Source organism: Rhizobium leguminosarum, from assembly GCF_004123835.1.
Taxonomy (GTDB): domain Bacteria; phylum Pseudomonadota; class Alphaproteobacteria; order Rhizobiales; family Rhizobiaceae; genus Rhizobium; species Rhizobium leguminosarum_M.
In genome coordinates this window covers 648,929-667,998 of sequence record NZ_MZMU01000003.1, presented here as the reverse complement: position 1 = coordinate 667,998, position 19,070 = coordinate 648,929, and the positions used below count along the sequence as shown (strand labels likewise).

Annotated in this window: 18 protein-coding genes; 8 read left to right on the top strand and 10 right to left on the bottom strand. The window is 62.3% G+C overall.

Annotation, left to right across the window (positions count from 1 at the left end; all coding sequences use genetic code 11):
* Positions 1-3: 3 nt before the first annotated feature.
* The 4 genes from B5P46_RS06945 to B5P46_RS06930 all read right to left on the bottom strand — a co-directional run bounded on the left by B5P46_RS06945 (position 4) and on the right by B5P46_RS06930 (position 3,911).
* The gene (locus tag B5P46_RS06945; protein ID WP_129418042.1) at positions 4-879 is read right to left on the bottom strand and encodes an arginase family protein; all 876 of its coding nucleotides are present in this window, start codon (positions 877-879) and stop codon (positions 4-6) included.
* Positions 880-976: 97 nt separating this feature from the next.
* Positions 977-1,861, bottom strand: a complete 885-nt coding sequence (locus B5P46_RS06940; RefSeq protein ID WP_129418041.1) for a hypothetical protein — start codon at positions 1,859-1,861, stop codon at positions 977-979.
* A gap of 67 nt (positions 1,862-1,928) precedes the next feature.
* The gene (iolE, locus tag B5P46_RS06935; protein WP_129418040.1) at positions 1,929-2,840 is read right to left on the bottom strand and encodes a myo-inosose-2 dehydratase; all 912 of its coding nucleotides are present in this window, start codon (positions 2,838-2,840) and stop codon (positions 1,929-1,931) included.
* Between the two features lie 75 nt (positions 2,841-2,915).
* Positions 2,916-3,911 (bottom strand): LacI family DNA-binding transcriptional regulator, encoded by a 996-nt coding sequence (locus B5P46_RS06930; protein WP_129418039.1) that lies wholly within the window; start codon positions 3,909-3,911, stop codon positions 2,916-2,918.
* Positions 3,912-4,093: 182 nt separating this feature from the next.
* On the opposite strand from B5P46_RS06930, the gene B5P46_RS06925 reads away from it, so the two are divergent.
* From B5P46_RS06925 to B5P46_RS06895, 7 genes are all read left to right on the top strand, one after another.
* On the top strand, positions 4,094-5,044 hold the full coding sequence (locus tag B5P46_RS06925) for a sugar ABC transporter substrate-binding protein (protein WP_129418038.1): 951 nt from the start codon (positions 4,094-4,096) through the stop codon (positions 5,042-5,044).
* Positions 5,045-5,149: 105 nt separating this feature from the next.
* On the top strand, positions 5,150-6,271 hold the full coding sequence (locus B5P46_RS06920; protein WP_129418037.1) for an ABC transporter permease: 1,122 nt from the start codon (positions 5,150-5,152) through the stop codon (positions 6,269-6,271).
* Positions 6,271-7,059, top strand: coding sequence for an ATP-binding cassette domain-containing protein (locus B5P46_RS06915; protein WP_129418036.1), 789 nt, complete (start codon positions 6,271-6,273; stop codon positions 7,057-7,059). The genes B5P46_RS06920 and B5P46_RS06915 overlap by 1 nt, the downstream gene beginning before the upstream one ends.
* Positions 7,060-7,136: 77 nt before the next feature.
* A complete protein-coding gene (locus tag B5P46_RS06910; RefSeq protein ID WP_129418035.1) occupies positions 7,137-7,931 on the top strand; it encodes a TIM barrel protein in 795 nt (264 codons plus the stop codon).
* Positions 7,932-7,960: 29 nt separating this feature from the next.
* On the top strand, positions 7,961-8,980 hold the full coding sequence (locus tag B5P46_RS06905) for a Gfo/Idh/MocA family oxidoreductase (RefSeq protein WP_129418034.1): 1,020 nt from the start codon (positions 7,961-7,963) through the stop codon (positions 8,978-8,980).
* 56 nt (positions 8,981-9,036) lie between these two features.
* Positions 9,037-9,366 (top strand): MurR/RpiR family transcriptional regulator, encoded by a 330-nt coding sequence (locus B5P46_RS06900; RefSeq protein ID WP_129418033.1) that lies wholly within the window; start codon positions 9,037-9,039, stop codon positions 9,364-9,366.
* A gap of 174 nt (positions 9,367-9,540) precedes the next feature.
* Positions 9,541-10,419 (top strand): DUF937 domain-containing protein, encoded by an 879-nt coding sequence (locus B5P46_RS06895; protein WP_129418032.1) that lies wholly within the window; start codon positions 9,541-9,543, stop codon positions 10,417-10,419.
* A gap of 168 nt (positions 10,420-10,587) precedes the next feature.
* On the opposite strand, the gene B5P46_RS06890 is transcribed toward B5P46_RS06895, so the two are convergent.
* Entirely contained in the window at positions 10,588-10,887 is a 300-nt protein-coding gene (locus B5P46_RS06890; protein ID WP_129418031.1) for a DUF1127 domain-containing protein, read from the bottom strand.
* Between the two features lie 215 nt (positions 10,888-11,102).
* On the opposite strand from B5P46_RS06890, the gene B5P46_RS06885 reads away from it, so the two are divergent.
* The gene (locus tag B5P46_RS06885) at positions 11,103-12,059 is read left to right on the top strand and encodes a LysR substrate-binding domain-containing protein (protein WP_129418030.1); all 957 of its coding nucleotides are present in this window, start codon (positions 11,103-11,105) and stop codon (positions 12,057-12,059) included.
* Position 12,060: 1 nt separating this feature from the next.
* On the opposite strand, the gene B5P46_RS06880 is transcribed toward B5P46_RS06885, so the two are convergent.
* The 5 genes from B5P46_RS06880 to guaB all read right to left on the bottom strand — a co-directional run bounded on the left by B5P46_RS06880 (position 12,061) and on the right by guaB (position 18,912).
* Positions 12,061-12,702, bottom strand: coding sequence for a TetR family transcriptional regulator (locus B5P46_RS06880; RefSeq protein WP_129418029.1), 642 nt, complete (start codon positions 12,700-12,702; stop codon positions 12,061-12,063).
* A 214-nt stretch (positions 12,703-12,916) separates the two neighbouring features.
* Positions 12,917-15,976: an autotransporter outer membrane beta-barrel domain-containing protein gene (locus tag B5P46_RS06875; RefSeq protein WP_245456112.1), complete on the bottom strand. Its 3,060-nt coding sequence runs from the start codon at positions 15,974-15,976 to the stop codon at positions 12,917-12,919.
* A gap of 388 nt (positions 15,977-16,364) precedes the next feature.
* Positions 16,365-16,781 carry an MAPEG family protein gene (locus B5P46_RS06870; RefSeq protein ID WP_129418027.1) on the bottom strand — a complete coding sequence of 139 codons (417 nt, stop codon included), beginning with the start codon at positions 16,779-16,781 and terminating at the stop codon, positions 16,365-16,367.
* Positions 16,782-16,870: 89 nt separating this feature from the next.
* The gene (locus B5P46_RS06865) at positions 16,871-17,425 is read right to left on the bottom strand and encodes a hypothetical protein (RefSeq protein WP_129418026.1); all 555 of its coding nucleotides are present in this window, start codon (positions 17,423-17,425) and stop codon (positions 16,871-16,873) included.
* A gap of 2 nt (positions 17,426-17,427) precedes the next feature.
* Entirely contained in the window at positions 17,428-18,912 is a 1,485-nt protein-coding gene (gene guaB, locus B5P46_RS06860) for an IMP dehydrogenase (RefSeq protein ID WP_113547246.1), read from the bottom strand.
* Positions 18,913-19,070: the final 158 nt, after the last annotated feature.

The following is a 19,070-nucleotide window of genomic DNA, read 5'->3' as shown; positions in this document are numbered from 1 at the left end:
GTCCTACTTCCGGCCGTCTCCGAGCAGCGGCAGTTGCCGCAGCATATCTCTGATGATCAGCGCGTCCCACGGCAGATGTTCGGTGATCCCCAGCCCCACGACCTCGACCTCTGCGGCGACATCGTTCAGCAGGCGGATGACCTGCGGGATCGTCATGCGTCCGCGCGCCACCCCGACAAAGGCGTCCGGCGCGATATTGGGCATGGCGAAGTTGAGCGAACGAAACTGCGACGGGTCTATGACATCGAGGTCGAAATGGATCGCGACGTGTTTGGCGCCCGTTGATCGCAGCCAATCGAGAACCGGTTCGCTGTCGTCGGCCAATTGCGCCGGCGTCGCCATGCGAATCCCGAACCTTTCGACGATCCGCCATTCCACCGGCGACATGTCGTAGAGGCCGGCATACATGACATTCTGAGGCTTGATCGGCTGGCCCACCCTCTTGGCAAAGTCGGGATCGCCTTCGCCCATGAGAATTCCAAGCACCATCGCATGGGCATGCGCGGCGTGCTCGGGCGTGACGACGTCAGGATGGGCGTCCACCCAGAGAACCGCCAGATCGCCCCCATATCGTTGATTGAGATAGGCGAACGGGGCGAGGTCGACCAGGCAGTCGCCGCCGAGCACCACGACCTTGTCAGGCGCTTGCCTCTCCAGGATTTGCTCGGCGGAATCGAGTTGGCGCAACAGCGTGCTGCGGGCAACGATGCCGTTCTCCAGCGGAAGTGCTTCGCCATCGGGTTCGGCAACCTCGACCGTGGCGATCGGGCCGCTGGCGGCGGGCGCCAGCATGGCCAGCAATTGCGAGCCGAAATGATAGGCTTCGATATTTCCGCCCTGCCATTGGGGGAAATGCAGACGTAAGGTTTTGTCGCTCATCTCTTGCTCCAGGTCACATGCCGATCTTCATGCGGGAATGTGGTATTCGGCGCTCGTTATGTTGCTACAAGTCCGGCGGACTTCCAGCAAGTTTTGGTCATGATGCCTTCGCGCGCTTCCTGGCTTCACGCGATCTTGCCCTGCGGCGGGCCGGTCTCAGTTCCTCGATCGTCGGCAGCCACCACTCGGCGTCCTCAGCCGCAGGCATTTTCGCGGGCCAGGTTCGGACGATTTCTTCGAGTGTGGGCACCCGCCAATATCCCCACACGTGATCCTCGGTCACGCCGGGATAGAAATTCGCAATGACGTCCGGGTCGACCAGTTCGCCTGAGATTTCGGTAAAGACGACGATTCCGTAGGAGATGGCCACCGGACGGCCTATCGGCGGCAAGTCGTCGCTTCGCAGCGGGTAACGGTGCAGCTTTCGTTCTGCGGAGCGGCGCTTGCTGCGTATATCCTGTTCGCTCCCCTTCCGCTCCTCGGCGCGACGCCGTCTCTCCTCCGGCTCGTTTCTGCGCGCCGCCGCCTCGATCTCCGGCCACCGGCGTCGGAGTTCCTCATAGGACCGGAAGGGAACGTGCCATATCCTGAGATCGCCGTCCCACCGTGAGAAGGGCACCTCGCGCAGTTCATCGACGACGGTTTTCGAATAGGGTGTGCGGATTCGAAAGCCTGCCTTGCCGCGCTCAAGATAAGGACTGTCGATCGGATCGAAGACGAAGGCGTCGCGTCCCTTCGCATCCGCATGGGCGTCGGCCTCGGCCTCCATCTCGGCAAGCCATCGTCCGATGCGGCGCGACGCCGTCCGGCCGGGAACGAACCAGGCCTTGCGGGCATCGCTCCAGCGGGCACGGGGGAAGCGTCTTCGGAATTGCTCGACGGTCATCCTGTCATAGGGGAAGGAAATGTCGGCGCCCGGCTTCGCACCGTCTTCACTCGGCGGCGCCTCGTCGTGACCAGTGGAGGATTTCGTTTCGGCCATGGAAGAAGAACGCCGGTGCGCAGGGATCGGTTTCCGGTGAGGATATCATGCCGCCGAAGAAATCGGCTCAGCTCCGGAAATTTGCCTGCACATGCTTAAATGCCCGCTCGACGGCGGGGCGTGGTTCAGCGACGGCGGGGTCCTGCTCGGCTTCGACGACCAGCCATCCGCGATAGCCGCTGTCCCTGACGAAACGGGCAAGCGGCTTGAAATCGATGATGCCGTCGCCGGGGACGGTGAACATGCCCCGGCGCACGCCGGCATTGAAGCTCATGTCACCCGCACGCACCTCGTCGATAACAGGACCGCGAATGTCTTTCAGATGAATGTGCACGACACGATCGCCGAACCGATCGATCAGCCTGGCATAGTCGAAGCCGCCGGCGACGGCATGGCCGGTATCGAGAAGCAGTCCCGCCGCCGAGCCTGTCTTGTCAAAGATTGCCGATATCTCGTCGAACGTTTCGGCGACCATCATCAGGTGATGGTGGTAGGCAAGCGTCAGACCATATTCCGCCGCCAGGCGTCCGGCGAAATCGGTCAGGCGCCCGGCATATCCCGCCACTTCGGCCGCCGGCATGCGCAACCGCTGCGACATCGGTGCATCCAGCGGCGATCCAGGCGTCATCATCGCGACTTCGCCATAGACCATCACCTTGCAATCCATCGCTCGCAGCAGCGCGGCGTGCCCGGCAACGGCCTTCATCTCGTCGTCGACACTGCGCTCGGCCAACTCGCCGGAATGCCATCCGGATGCGAGAGCAAGCCGATGGCTGTCCAGCAGCGAGCGGAGCGCTCCTGCCTCGCGCGGGAATTTCCGCCCGAGCTCGATCCCCTCATAGCCGCTCTCGGCAGCGTCCCGGAGGCAGGTTTCCAGCGATATGTCGGCGCCGAGGTCTTCCAGAACGTCGTTGGCCCATGACAGCGGACTGACCGCCAGACGCACGCCAACGGGCAAGGCAGTGATATGTCCAGTCATCGATATTTCCTCCGAGATATGTCTTGAGAGTGCCGCCTGGTGGCCGCGAAAAGGAGCGCCCCATGTGGAAATGGCCTATGTGGATGTGCGCACGACCAGCTTGCCGGGAAGGGTTACGGTTTCCGGCTCCAGCCGGCCCTTGATCATGCCGATGACCGCCTGCACCATCTCGATCCTCGGCTGCTCATAGGTCGTCAGGCCATAGCAGGAGGCGCCGCCGAGTTCGTAATTGTCGAAGCCGACGACGGCGATGTCATCAGGTATCCGCAGTCCGAAATTGCCGCGGATCTCGTCCATCGCTCCGAGGGCGAGGATATCATTTTCGCACATGAGGACGTCGACCCTTGCGGCCGGGTCGATGTCGTTCAGATAGTGACGGACGGATCCTGCCCCAGCTTCGGCGCTGTATCTGTCGGCGGACAGAATGGCGATCTCGTCCACCCCCTTCCCCTTCCAGAAATCGATGAAATGCTGCCGGCGCCGCAGCGCCGTCGATAGCGCCGGCGCACCGGTCATGAAACCGGGACGCCGGTATCCCCTTTCATAGAGGTGGTCGACAATGTCGCGCAGCGCCAGTTCGGCGTCGCAGACGACGGCCGGCACGCCGTCGATCTGGCTGTCACGCGCCAGGACGAACATCGGCGGCATGCCCCTGCCCAATTGCCGGTCGCTCAGCGTTTCGTTGCGAAAGGCGGTGCCGAAGAGGATGACGGCGTCGACCTGACGCTGATCGGCGTTCAGCAGCGCATGGACGTGATCGAAGTGATTGTTGATATTGATCAGCACCGCGACCAGGCCTTCCGCCTGCAAACGTTCGGTCAGGGTTTCCAGGAACGGCAGCTTCTGGGGATTGGCGAAGTCGTCGACGAAGACCGCGACCTGATGCGTCAGATTGGTCGCGAGACTACGGGCGAGCAGATTGGGCGTGTAGTTGAGCACGGCCGCCGCCTCGAGAACCCTACGCTTGCTTTCCTCGGTGATCGAGGCGCCCGGCGTAAATGCCCGGATGACCGTCCACTTCGAGACGCCTGCCGCATCCGCGACCTCTTTGGCCGTTGCTCTTTTTCGCAATGATGCCTCCCCGCAAAAAATGAAACAAACATTCCATTTTATGATTCAGATGAAATGAATGCTTGATTTTAGCGCATCCGTGAATAAGATGCACCCGTTTGCACCCGGTAGCAAGCACCTTTGCACCCGGTAGCAATCGTTTTTTGCCATCCTGAGGAGTGGATGGTCTAGAGGAGGAAGACATGACATCTATTTTGAAGAAGCTCGCATTCGGCGCCCTCGTCCTTGGCGTTGCGACCACGGCGGCTGTCGGAGCCAAGGCCCAGGAGCCGACGATCATCGCCGTCACCCACGGCCAGGCGTCCGATCCGTTCTGGTCGATCGTCAAGAACGGCATGATGCAGGCGGCCAAGGACAGCAACGTCAAAGTCGACTATCGCGCCCCGGAGACCTTCGACATGGTGGCGATGGCGCAGCTGATCGAAGCCGCCGTCAACCAGAGCCCTGCCGGCATCGTCATCTCGAACCCCGATCCCGATGCGCTCGGTTCGGCGATCGAAAAGGCCGTTGCCGCCGGCATCCCGGTCATCTCGATGAACTCCGGCATTTCCGCTGCCGAAAAACTCGGCATCAAGCTGCATGTCGGCCAGGACGAACTGCCGGCAGGCGTCAAGGTCGGCGCCAAGCTCAAATCTCTCGGCCTGAAGCACGTCCTCTGCGTCAACCAGGAAGTTGGCAACGCGGCGCTCGATCAGCGTTGCGCCGGCACCGAGAAGGGCTTTGAGGGCGGCACGGTCACCGTTCTGCCGACCACGGCCGATCCGGCAGAAATTGAATCGAAAATCCAGGCTGCTCTGACCTCCGATCCGTCCATCGATGTCGTTCTCGGCCTGTCGGCGCCGCTCGTCGGCGAGCGTGCGGTCGCCGTCGTCGAGAAGATGGGCACTGGCGACAAGGTCAAGGTCGCATCCTACGATCTTTCGGCCGGCTTCCTGCAGGCTGTCGCCGACGGCAAGGCGTTGTTCGCGGTGGACCAGCAGCCATACCTCCAGGGCTATCTCCCCGTGACCTTCCTGGCGCTCAACGCCCGCTACGGCACGATCCCGGCAGGCAACGTCGCCTCCGGCCCGAGCTTCGTCGAGAAGGATGCGGCCGCATCGGTCATCGAGAAATCCTCCCAGGGCATCCGCTGAGGCGGAACCGCGGCAGCTCCCGCCAGGGCGGGGGCTGCCTCCAACGCCGCGCCTCCACGCGTGAAGGCGCACGCGCGGCAACGACCAATCCTTGAGGAATGAACCATGACGCTCGCCAATGAACAGAATGGGGCTGCCAACCGATCCGATGAGCGGCTGAAAAAGGTTTCGGGTTTGACTGCGTTGCTGCGGCGGCCGGAACTCGGCGCCGTCGCCGGTCTGGTGCTCGTCACCATCTTCTTTTTCTTCACCGCCAATCCCGCCATGTTCACACTGGCAGGCGTGATTAACTTCATGGCGCCGGCCGCTCAGCTCGGCATTCTGGCGATCGGCGCGGCATTGTTGATGATCGGCGGCGAATTCGATCTGTCGATCGGCTCGATGGTGGCCTTTGCCGGATTGGTCTTCGGCACCGCCCTCGTCGTTCTGCACCTGCCACTCAGCGTGGCGATCCTCGTTGCGCTGGCCTTCGCAGCCGTGATCGGCGTGACCAACGCCCAGATCACCATGCGTACCGGCCTTCCCTCCTTCATCGTCACGCTTGCCTTCCTGTTCATCCTGCGCGGCCTGACGCTCGTCGGCCTGAAATGGGCAAGCGGCGGCGCCACGCAGCTGCGTGGCATGAAGGAAGCCGCAGCCGGCAGCCCGCTCGCGCCATTCTTCTCGGGCGACGCCTTCATCGGGTTGTTCTCATGGCTCGCCAGGCACGGCATCATCGAGACCTTCCCGAACGGCACGCCGAAAGTGCCGGGAATTCCGGTCGAGATCCTGTGGTTCTTCGGCATCGCCGTTCTTGCCACCTGGGTCCTGCTCAGAACCCGCTTCGGAAACTGGATCTTCGCAGCCGGCGGCGATCCGCGCGCTGCCAGAAAATCGGGCGTCCCGGTTGCCCGCGTCAAGACCACGCTTTTCGTGATCACTGCCCTCTGCGCCACGCTGGTCGCCATCCTGACCGTGCTTGACGCAGGCTCGACGGATGCGCGCCGCGGCTTCCAGAAGGAATTCGAAGCCATCATCGCCGCCGTCATCGGCGGATGCCTGCTGACAGGCGGCTACGGCTCGGCCATCGGCGCATTCTTCGGTTCGATCGTCTTCGGCATGGTGCTGATCGGCCTGACCTACACCTCGATCGACCAGGATTGGTACCTCGTCTTCCTCGGCGGCATGCTGCTGATCGCGGTGATCTTCAACAATGTCATTCGCAAACGCGTCACGGGAGAACGCTGATGAGCATGTCTCAGACGCCCCTCGTCGAGGTGAAGAACCTCGTCAAACACTTCGGCTCCATCATCGCGCTGAACGGCGTGTCGCTCACCGTCAATGCCAACGAAGTGCTCTGCCTTCTCGGCGATAACGGCGCCGGCAAGTCGACGCTGATCAATACGCTCGCCGGCGTCTTCAAGCCGACATCGGGAGAATTCCTGGTCGAAGGGCAGCCGCGCGCCTTTGCCGGTCCGCGCGACGCGCTCGATGCCGGTATCGCCACCGTGTATCAGGATCTCGCGATGATCCCGCTGATGTCGGTGACCCGGAACTTTTTCATGGGACGCGAACCGCTCAAAGGCTTCGGCCCCCTCAAGTGCATGGACATGGAACACGCAAACAACGTGACGCGCGACGAGATGCACAGGATCGGCATCGATGTGCGCGATCCCGAGCAGGCCGTCGGCACGCTTTCCGGCGGAGAGCGCCAATGCGTGGCGATCGCGCGCGCGGTCTATTTCGGCGCCAAGGTGTTGATCCTCGACGAACCGACATCGGCACTCGGCGTGGCGCAAACATCGATGGTACTGAAATACATCAACCAGGTCCGCGGCAAGGGCCTCGGCGTGATCTTCATCACCCACAATGTTCGCCACGCCTATGCTGTCGGCAACCGCTTCACCGCGCTCAACCGCGGCCGCACGCTCGGCACCTATTCGAAGAGCGAGATCGGCATCGAGGACCTTCAAAACCTGATGGCCGGCGGCAAGGAGCTGCAGACCCTGTCGGAAGAACTCGGCGGAACGATCTGACCGACCTTCACCCCGAACTACGATGCGCCGCTCGCGCCGCTCTCACCACCTCAGACCCTTGATATGGAAACCCTGCCATGAGTGCTGCCAAGACTTCCCCCTTCCCGCTTGCCGCCTGCGCCGAAATGCTCTGGCGCGACAAGCCGATCGAATGGCGCGCCGCGCGCCTGAAGGAAATGGGCTTCGGCGTCGGTCTCTGGAACTGGCCGGAGCACGACCTCGCCAAACTGGAGGCAACAGGCGCGACCTTCACGATTATGAACGGCTATCTCACCGGCCGCCTGACCGACGACGAGGGCACCGCCGAACTTTTAAGGACGGCGCGCCAAACCGCTGAGATCGGCAAGCGGCTCGGTGTGCAGCGACTGAACCTGCACGGCACCGGCCTCGGAGATGGGGGCCTACCCGTCCAGCCGGTCGAAGTGGTCACCGGCGCGATGTGGCTGAAAGCGCGCGACACGCTCCTCCGGATCGTCGACATGGCCGAAGAGGAAAACGTCACCTTCACGCTCGAAAACCTCAATCTGCCGGTCGATCATCCGGGCGTGCCCTTCGGACGCGCGGAAGACACGCTGGCGCTGGTCTCGAGCGTCGATCACCCCCGGCTTCGCCTCAATCTCGACCTCTACCATGCCCAGATCGGCGAAGGGAACCTGATCGAGCTTTGCCGCAAATGCCTGCCCTGGATCGGCGAAATCCAGGTGGCCGACGTGCCGGGCCGCTGCGAGCCGGGGACCGGCGAAATCAACTGGCGCGGCATCGCCCGCGCGCTGAACGCCATGGGCTATTCCGGCCCGGTCGGCATGGAAGCCTGGTCGGCCGGCGATCCCGAAGCCGCGCTTGAAGCCTTCCGCACCGTCTTCACCCTCTGATCCATCTCGATACGCACAGGATTGCTGCCATGCCAGCCAACAAACCCGTCAATCTCGGCCTCATCGGCGCCGGCCGCATCGGTTCCTTTCATGGGGAGACCGTGTCCCGCCGCCTCGTCAACGCCAATCTCGTCGCCATCGCCGATCCCGCACCGGGCGCTGCCGCCAAGCTCGGCGAGACGCTCGACGTCGAGACCGCTTATACCGGCGTTGCGGAGCTTCTTTCCCATCCGGGGCTCGATGCCGTGATCATCGCCACACCTGCCCGCTTCCACACCAATATCCTCGTCCAGGCCGCCGAAGCCGGCAAGGCGATCTTCTGCGAAAAGCCGATGGCGCTGACGCTGGAGGATGCCGATCGCGCCATTGCAGCGGCACGCGCGGCCAACGTTCCCCTTCAGGTCGGTTTCAACCGGCGTTGGGATCAGGCCTTTGCCGAAGGCCGTGCCGCGATCGACGAGGGAAAGATCGGCGCGCCGCAGCTGATCCGCTCGCTGACGCGCGATCCCGGCCCGTTCGGCGCCGATCCCGATCGCATTCCGCTCTGGACGATTTTCTACGAAACCCTCATTCACGACTTCGACACGCTGCTTTGGCTCAATCTCGGAGCAAAGCCCGTCGAGGTCCATGCAATGGCCGACGCCCTCATCCGGCCGGATGCCCGGGAGAAAGGTTTCCTCGATACGGCTGTAGTGACCATCCGGTTCGACAATGGCTCGATCGCGGTCGCCGAGGCAAACTTCTCCGCCCTCTACGGCTACGACATTCGCGGCGAAGTCTTCGGCTCCGGCGGGATGGTCACGATGGGCGACGTGCGCCGCTCCAGCATGACGCTCTTCGACGGCAATGGCGTCTCGAATGACACATGGCGCCGCGACACCGAGCACTTCGTTCACGGCTACACGGCCCAGCTCGCCTCTTTCGTCCGCTCCGTTCGTAACCGTGAACTAACCAAAGGGCCGACGGGTACGGATGCTCGCAATGCCCTCGCAATCGCGCTTGCCTGCATCGCATCGGTTTCGAAAAAGCAGGCAATCCCGCTGAACTGAAGGCCAACCGCGGTGGGCCCGGAGCCGGCGCACCGCATCTCGAAGGAACCACGGTCATGAATTCTGAGGAAAATCTCAAGCGGCCGAACGATCTGACCGAACTCAAGGCCATGATCGTCAAGACAGGCCTGACGCTGCCCGAACAGCAGGAACGCGCTGCCCGCATGGCGCTCACAAATCCGGAACTGATCGCGTTCGGGACCGTCGCTTCTGTCGCGCTCAAGTGCTCCGTCTCCCCCTCCACCGTCGTTCGCGTTGCCACCGCTCTCGGATTTGCGAGCTTTCGCGACTTCAAGACATTTTTCCGGCAGCATCTGAAAACATCCCGCCTTGCCGAGCAGAGCATAAACACTGCCCGACACGCGCCTCCCATCCCGAACCGATGATGTTCTGAAGCGAGAGGGCCGGCGGCGGTGTTCCACTGATCTGCCGCTGAGGCTCGACCGCATGCTCCAGCAAAAAATTCCTCCCTAAGTTCTTATGGCAAAAAGCCGTTTGCACATTACCATTTCCGGATATAGTGACGTGACACGCGTCACGACTCGGGGAAAGGGACCTCCATGCTGCCACTCTTCGACATGATGATGCAGGCGCAGAACGGCGCGGCGATGGAAGCGATCGCCCGGCAGTTCAACCTTGCGCAGGAACAGGCGACGAAGGCGATGGCGGCGCTGATGCCGGCCTTTTCCGCCGGGCTGAAACGCAGCACCAGCAACCCTTACGATTTCGTCGGGCTGATGCAGGCGGTCTCCTCCGGCAACTATGGGCGATATTTCGAGGATATGAGCCGGGCCTTCACGCCGGAAGGCATTTCCGACGGCAACAACATCCTTGCCCAGCTCTTCGGCTCGAAGGAGGTTTCGCGCGCGGTCGCCGCTCAGGCGGCGCAGATGACCGGGATCGGCCAGGACATTTACAAGCGGATGCTGCCGGTGCTCGCCGATACGCTGATGGGCGGGCTCTTCAAGCAGACGACCGGCCAGATGGCCTCGCCGGTCAACCCCTTCGTCAACACGGCGATGGGCGAAACCATGCAGAAATGGCTTGAGAGTACCGGCTTCGCGCCGAAGCCGGCCCCGGAGCCCAGCATCTTCGACAATCCCTTCACGCAGGCGATGCAGCAGATGTTTTCGGTGCCGAAGCCTGCGCCAACGCAGACGCCGAACCCCTTCCTCGACAATCCCTTCGCCAAAGCCTTCCAGGAAATGATGGGCGGGCTCGGCCAGCAGCCGGGGGCCCAGGCCCAAACTAATACCAAGACCAAGACCAAGACGTCGGAGGCGGCCAAGGAGGAGGCGAAGGTCAATGCCGACAGCTATACCGAGATGCTGAACGCCATGTTCGACAGCGGACTGGAAGTGCAGAGGAGCTACCAGAAGAACCTGGAAGCGATCTTCGAAACCTATCGGCCAAAGCCCTCCGCCGAGACGAACGAATAACCCCAAAAAACGGCGCATTAGACCGCCGTACGTCCGTTCGGAAGCACAAAGGACGCTCTAACTCTTTCAATCCTCGCATAAAAAAACCCGGAGATGGCTTGGGAAAGCCGATCACCGGGTCAAGCGGCAGGGCTATTGGCTATCACCCTGCGGGGAAACTCGACGCTCCTACTCTTCGTGGGAGCGGAAGAACGACAGGCGCCAGCGATTGCGTGCTGAGCGCGTCAGATGTTCCGACGGGTCCTCGAAGAAGGTCGACGCCAGGAACGCGGAGGTCAGGTCGGCCCGGGTAAGGCCGATATCCCTCAGCTGCGTGTCGTTCAGATCGTGCAGCGCGTTGATGTCCATGCGATTGCGGAACCCGCGAAAGAGGGAGGTCAACGGTGCGAGGCCTGCTGCCAGACGCTGGGGAAACGTCGGGGTGAGCTTGCCGCAGTCGAGTTCTATTGTTCTGTCTGTCATCCGCATGGGACTCTCCTTTCTTTCGATTTTCTTTTAGGCGCACAACAACCCACCTCTCCCGCGAGGTCGTGCGAGAAGGAGCAAGGCTGTATTGGGCTCGGACAGGCAGGGCGTCTGTCCTTCACTTTGCTTGATTTGCATCCCGAAGATGCCAAAGACCTATTGATCAGTCCAACGAATGTTTCTAATGATTATCATCAGCTATCTTTATGGGTGACAACATGTCCGCGCCTCTTGATCTCGACCAATTGCAGACTTTCATCGCCATCGTCGATTCCGGCAGCTTCACCAAGGCCGCCGACAGGGTCTACAAGACCCAATCGGCCGTCTCCATGCAGATGCGCCGCCTCGAGGAGCGCATCGGCAAGCAGCTGTTCATCAAGGACGGGCGCGGCAACCGGCTGACGGTCGAGGGTGAAAAACTGCTCAACTATGCCCGGCGTATCATCCGCCTCAACAATGAGGCGATCGCGGCCTTCGACGACAACAGGCTGGAGGGGACGCTGCGGATCGGGACGCCGGACGATTATGCCGACCGCTACATGCCGGAAATCATTGGCCGCTTCGCCAAGACGCATCCGAATGTCGAGCTCTATATCGTCTGCGAGCCCTCGGTGGATCTTGCCGAACGCATGCATAAGGGCGAGCTCGACATCGCTCTCGTCACCCACAATCCGCGCGAGCGCATGTCCGATGTGGTGAGAACCGAGCCGCTCTGCTGGGTGGGCTCGGCCAACCATCCGATCCGCGACGACGCGCCGGTGCCGCTTGCCGTCGGCCGGCGCGACTGCCAGTGGCGCCAGCTCGCCTGCTCGGCGCTCGATGCTGTGGGACGCGAACACCAGATCCTGTTCACCAGCTGGTCCTGCACCGTCGTTGCCGCTGCCGTGCTTGCCGGCATGGCGGTTTCGGTGATGCCGGAATCGGCGCTGCGGACGGGCATGAAAGTGCTGAGCCAGGCGGACGGCTTTCCGACGCTGCCGCCGGTGCAGATCGGCATCATGAAGCGTCCGGGCGTTTCGCTCTCGCTGATGAATGCGATCACGGCGCATATCACCGCCTGCCTCGACAATATCACGCCCGCTGTCGTCGACGACAGCCTCGAGGCGGATGTCAAATCCGCCCAGGCGCGCCTTTATCCGCGGCTGAAGGCGGCCAACATGGTACCAAGCTGGTAACTCAGGCGGCGCGCGTCATCGTGGTGGCGAAAAGTGAGGCGCGGATGACGCGCTTCCACTCATCGAGCATACGCCGCGCTAAGGCCTCCTCGCTGACGGCGGCAAGCCGGATGACGGCGCCGATCAGGTGGCTGAATAGGTAAGTGCGCGCATACATTTCTTCGTCGCAAAGGTCGGGAGCCAGCTGACGCACGGCGTCATGGAAGATGCCGGCGACGTGACCGCTATGCTCGATATTCAGCCGCAGCAGATCCTGATCGGTCTCCGTTCCCATCCAGACGCCGAGATAGACGGGATCATTGTGGTAGGAATCGTAATACCAGTCGATGGTGGCGCAGACGCGGTCCAGCGCCTGGTCGAGCGACCTGACATCGGCTAACATCGCCGCCGTCTTCGCCTGGATCGCCGAGGCGTGCTGGTCGAACAGGGCTTTGACGATCGCCGCCTTCTCCGGGAAATACTGGTAGACGGAACCGATCGGCACCTTGGCGGCGATTGCGAGTTCCGTCATCCGCATGGCGCTGACGCCCTTTTCAGCGATGATCTTGGCGGCGGCGGCGAGAATAAGGTCCAGCCTCTGGATGCTGCGCTCCTGCTTCGGCTTCCTGCGCAAGCCGATCCGATCCATGCTTTCCGCGCCCATGTCGTTCCCATTCTTATTGTTCGCGGCGGAAGGCATGACACGCAGGTCTTCATCGGCCGTAAATGGAAACGCTCGCATTTTAACAACCGGCAAAAGCGTATGAAAAACCGGGCTCTACGGCATCATGCTGCAACCAAAAGTGTTACAATGCCCTTGCGCGTCTGAAAAGACGCGGGAGCGCTGCAATGCATCTCGTATTTAAATCGGGACGTTTTTAGAATTTCACCGACAGCGTCGCTTTGGCCCCATGCTGCCGCGCGTTATCGGCAATCTGGCCGGAATAGGCGATGCCGAGGATGGAGCTTTCGGTGAGGTCGAAGTCGAGCCCGGCGTCGAGAACGAAGGCGTTCTCTGCCACCGGTACGCCGGCGACGGTGAACGCGTCGCCTCCGGCAAAAGCGTGCGTCGACACCGGACCGATGTCGCCGGCGGCATGCCGCCAGCCTGACATGCCGCGCAGGGTGGCGTTCGTCTCACCCAGGCGGATCTCCATTTCGGCATGCAGGCCAAGCGTGGTGATGGTGGTGTTGGTCATGCGGCTGGCACTGTCCAGCGCAGCCGCCCCGCCCTCTTCGGTGAAGCCCGCGGTTCGGATGCCGACATGGGCGAGATTGACGAAGGGCTCGAAGGAGGCCGCCGCCGTCTCAATCCGGTAGCCGAGTTCCGCAAAGGCCTGCAGCGTGCCGGCCTCATAGCTGGCTTCCAGCCTGTCCTCGAAGCTGCCGATAGCGACGCTGCGGCCGGTCTCGATCTGATGCCACGTGTGGGCAAGTCCGGAGCGGAAGGCGAGACCGCCCCATTGCGTGCCGGCGTAAAGACCGAGGTGATAATCATCGCTCGATCCCGATGAGTTTCGGTGCCGGGGATCGAACTGGGAATTGCTGTAACCGGCCATCAGGCCGAACCTGATGTCATCGAACATGGCGTCGACGCCGGCGAGAAAGCCGCCGGTGTGGTGGTTGAGGGTGGCGGCATTGCCGTCCGTGCGTGTCTCGCTCCCGCCGCCAAAGGCCGTGCTCCAGAAAACCGGCGCGTCCGAAGGATCGGCGGCGATGCGTTCCGGACTGCCCGGCCAGAAAGCCTGTATCGGGATCGCGCCAGCACCGGCATCGCCGAACGCGGAACGCAGGCGCTCGTTGGCGGCCTCGCGGACAAAGAGGCTTTGCGTGATCAGCGCCGTTTTGATCGAGGCATGGATTTCACCGGAAAGCGCGTCGTAACTGGCCTGGATCAGCGGCTCGTCATCGGGCAATGTGACGATGGCGTCGTAGATATCGTTGCCAGTTCCGAGATTCTCTGCCGCCTCTGCCGCGGCAACCTGGTTGCGCGTCCGTGCCATGTCGCTGAAACGCACGTCGTTGCGTTCGATCTCCAGATAGACGTTGTTCAGATCATAGGAGAGATCCGCCGACAGGAAGGCATAATCGGACGTGACGGCGCCGAATGTTCCGTTGATCCCGCCGGCGGCGGTAAGGATCGTATAGGTGGAGAAAGGCTGGTAGTCGCCATTCATCCCGACATGGGTAACGCTGGCGCCATTGAGGAACACGATGCCCGCGACCGAGATGAGATCGCTGGCAGTGCTGCCGGGATCCACCTCAACCTCATAGGTGGAACTGGGATCGAAGGTGAGGTTGCCGCCAATGGTCAATGTTCCGATGGAGTTGCCCGGCGCGATGGTGGCGCCGGCGCCGGCGGTCACTGTACCGATATGACCCGACCCGGCCAGCGTGCCGCCCGTCATCATCAGGATGCCGCCAAGGCTGCCATTGACGATCAGGCGTCCGTCCGAAACCGTGGTCGTGCCGGCAAAGCCCGAGCTGTTGCCGGTCAGACGCAAGGTGCCGCTGCCCAGCATCGTGACGTCGCCGCTGCCGGAGAGTATGCCGCCATAGGTGGTGTTGCTCGCCTGATCGAGCGTGAGTTCGGCGCTGCCGATGGCGATCTCGCCGCCGCTTCCCGAAAGTTCTCCCATGGTCAGGTCGAAGCCGCCGAGATCGAATATGCCGCCATTGACCGCATAGGTGCCGTTCTGCACGAAGGCGCCGACGCCGCCCGCCTGCAACGTGCCGGCCTCGACCGTCGTCACACCGGTATAACTGCTGGTGCCCGAAAGCGTCAGCGTACCGCTGCCCTGCTTGGTCAAGCCACCGGTGCCCTGCAAATCCGTGGCAATGCCGACGGCAAAGCCGTTGGTGTCGATAAAGGCGCCACCCGTAGAGAGCGTTACCTCCCCGGCGTTGAAACCGCCCAGGAAATTTGCCTCATTGCCCGTTGCGCGCAGAATACCGCCATCGAAGACGAGGCTGGCGTCACCGGCCCCCCTGTCGAGATAACCGGTCTCCAGGACGCCACGCCCGTTTCCGGCGCTTCCCGCGATGTTTACCGTTCCCGTGGCACCCGAATCGTCGGCGATGACAACCCCAGAAGCCGAAACCGTGCCGCCGTTCTCGACCGTCACGCTGCCCGAGCCGAATTCGCCCACATACAGCGCGCCGGAATTGATCCAGCTCGACCCCGTGCCGGTCACGCTGACCACGCCGCTGCCGTTCGTACTGAAGCCGACATAACCCAGGCTGCCGGTGACCGAGCCACCGTTCGAAATGGTCAGCGATCCCGCGCCGGCCGTGCCGACCGAGACCTCGGCGGAGTTGCTCCAGAACGAGTTCGCGCCCGTGACGATGAGCTCGCCGACGGCGCTGGAATCATTGCTGATATAGCCGGAAACGCTGGTGACCGTCCCGCCGTTCGAAATGACGAGCGATCCGGCCCCACTGTGACCGACATAGAGGTCCTGGGCGTTGGTCCAGGTCGAGCCGCTGCCGGTGACCGTGACCGTGCCGCTCGCGCCTCCGAAATAGCCGATCTGGCCGAATATATTGTCGACCGCGCCGCCATCTTCGATGGCGAGCGTGCCGCTGCCCTGATGACCGATATAAAGGTCGTCGGAATTGCTCCAGGTCGAGCCTGCCCCCGTGACCGTCGCCGTGCCGCTGGCGCCGGGGTTGTCGCCGAGCACGCCGATGTCATTGCTGACTTCGCCGCCATTGCGGATGACAAGGGCTGCATCATCGCCGTTCTGATCGCCCACGATGAGGTTGTTGTTAGTTATCCATGGACTCGGCTGCGTGCCCGGGCCGGTCCCGCTTGGGTCATTGCCGTCGACAATCTCCGTGTCATTGCCGCCGATGACCTGTGCCCATCCCGGCCCCGCGGTCAGAAACAGCGCCAGCGCCGCAGTGCCCGCCGATCCCGCAAGTCGTAGCATGGCCATCCGATGGATCGTCGCTCTGCCTATCCGTTCGCCCATGTTCGCTCGCAAATCGTCCCCACCACCATTCGCTCGCGCAGAAATAGGCCAATCAATTTAAATATTAGTAACCATGTTACTGAAATATTCATCGACCGCGGGAACAACAGCCATGCGCCGCACGCTTTGGGTGCATGTTTTGACTGGTCCCCCGGCCTCTTCACTTTGGTGAAAACAATATCATTGGGAATGACTCATCGTCCGGCGGCCATATTGCCGTCGATGCCGGCATCATGCGTCGCCGGCCTGCAGCACTCTGAATTGCTGCATGATTTTATCCTTAGATCGATCCCGATTTAAGGAATTATGCAGCAGGTGACGGACAAATGATGGGGCGACGGCGCCTGCCGTCTCAGCTCATCAGCATCCATGCGGCGAGCCAGACCCACATGGCGGCAAGCACCAGATAACCGGCGGCGAAGATCGGGCTGCGGTAGCGCAGATCGTTGCTGGTGACGTGAATGGCGGCATGGGCGTAGCGCAGGGCGACGAAGGCCCAGGCGAGGACGACGGAAACGAGATTGTCGGCCTCGGTGATATAGAGAAGAATTGAGCAGGCGTACAACAGCACCGGCAGTTCGAACTGGTTGGCGAGGCAGTTCTTGACGACAAGGCTTCCGGCCGGCTCGCCGCGGTTTTCGCGATAATCCGATTTCGCGATGCTGCCGGCGCGAACCATTTTCGCGCGCCGCATGCCGAGCAGCGCATAAAGACCATAGACCAGGGCGACATGGGCAAGGAGTGGCCAGAAGATTTGATAGCCGGTCATATGGGCGCGTCTCAGTCCTTTTCGCTTCCGCATTCTGTGCGAGCAGTAGCCGAAAGGAGAGCCGGATACCAGCGCTGGCGAAAACGCCCTCAGTCCTGGCGCGGCGACAGCCAGCGGATGATGGCAAGCCGGGCGAGGAGGATGAAGCAGATGGCGAGACTTGCGAATTTCAGCCGTGTCATCCACGGCAGCAGCTGTGTTGCAAGACTTGCGGACGCACCATCGCCGAAGGCGATCAGGCTCGAGATGTTTTCGCCGTAGTCGGCGATGCCGTAGATGAACGGCAGCAGGTAAACTGCCTTGCCGACAAACGGGTGCACCGATTGACCGAACCACGAACCGACAGGACCGAGCTTGAGGAAGGCGAGGAACAGCAGCGCCGTCAGCAATGCCGGAAAGATCAGCTCCGGCCCGAAATACATGGCGCGCAGCAGCCTGGTCGCCGTCTCGTTCTCATCGAGCAGCTTCTGCATGTGGAACACCGCCGACTCGTCGTAACCGGCGAAATAGGTATCGAGCACCGCCTGGCCGGTTTCGTGCTTGAACGGAACGACGAAGCCGAAGGTCGTCCAGGCGAGCACGGCAAGGCAGAGGGCTGCGAGCAGCGCGACGACCCAGAGAGGAATCCCGCTGCCCGCCTTCATGATCAGAGGCCGGCGCCTGGATAGTTCGGGCTCTCGCGGGTGATCGTCACGTCGTGGGCGTGGCTTTCGCGAAGACCGGCACCGGAGATGCGCACGAAAGTTGCGCGGTCCTGGAAATCCTTGAGGTCCTTGCCGCCGACATAGCCCATGGCCGCCTTGAGGCCGCCGGCAAGCTGGTGGATGACGCCCGAGACCGGCCCCTTGTACGGCACCTGGCCTTCGATGCCCTCAGGCACGAGCTTAAGCGTGTCGCGCACCTCGGCCTGGAAGTAGCGGTCGGCCGAGCCGCGGGCCATGGCACCGACGGAGCCCATGCCGCGATAGGCCTTGAAGGAACGTCCCTGGTAGAGATAGACCTCGCCCGGGCTCTCATCGGTACCGGCAAGCAGCGAGCCGATCATGACGGCGGAAGCGCCGGCGGCGATCGCCTTGGCAAGATCGCCGGAGAATTTGATGCCGCCATCGGCGATGACGGGCACGTCCTGGTCATTCGCGGCCTGCACCGCCGACATGATGGCGGCGAGTTGCGGCACGCCGACGCCGGCGACGATGCGCGTCGTGCAGATCGAACCCGGACCGATACCGACCTTGACGGCATCCGCGCCGGCATCGATGAGCGCCCTGGTGCCGTCATAGGTGGCGACGTTGCCGGCCATGATGCGCACCGAGTTGGAAAGCTTCTTGACTCGGGTGACGGCATCGAGGACGCGCTGCGAGTGGCCATGGGCGGTATCGACGACCAGAAGGTCGACGCCGGCCTCGATCAGCCGTTCGGCGCGCTCGAAGCCGTCGTCACCGACGCTGATGGCGGCGGCCGCGCGAAGCCTGCCCTGCGCGTCCTTGGAAGCGTTCGGGTTCAACTGCGACTTCTCGATATCCTTGACGGTGATGAGGCCGACGCAGCGGCCTTCGGTATCGACCACCAGCAGCTTCTCGATGCGATGCGAATGCAGCAGGCGCTTGGCCTCCTGCTGATCGACGTTTTCCTTGACGGTGACCAGGTTGTCCTTCGTCATCAGCTCATGGATCTTCTGCTCCTGATCGGAAGCGAAGCGGACGTCGCGGTTGGTCAGGATGCCGACGAGGCGGCCGGACTTCTCGACGACAGGGATGCCGGAAATGCTGTAGGACTTCATGAGCCCGAGCGCATCGGCAAGCGTCGCATCGGGGCCGATCGTCACCGGATTGACGACCATGCCGCTTTCAAACTTCTTCACTTGCCGGACCTGCTCGGCCTGCTCGATCGGCGTCAGGTTGCGATGAATGACGCCGAGGCCGCCGGCCTGGGCCATGGCGATCGCCAGGCGGCTTTCGGTGACGGTGTCCATGGCTGATGAAATGATCGGGATGTTGAGTTCGAAATCCCGGGCGATGCGGGTGGAGATATTCGTCTGGCCGGGCATGACCTCGGAATGTCCCGGCTGCAGCAGCACGTCGTCGAAGGTAAGCGCGTCTGCGCCGGTTGCCGTTTCAATGATGCGTGCCATGGCCAAATTCCTTCGTTTAATAAAAATGCGACCCTGTCCGGAAACGAATCGTCCGCCCCGGCGGTCTGCATGGGTTGCTTGGAAGTTGGCGAGGGCTGGTAACACGTCTATGACAGGAAGGAAATAGCAAAAAGCCCAGCATGCCCGCCAGGCTCGTC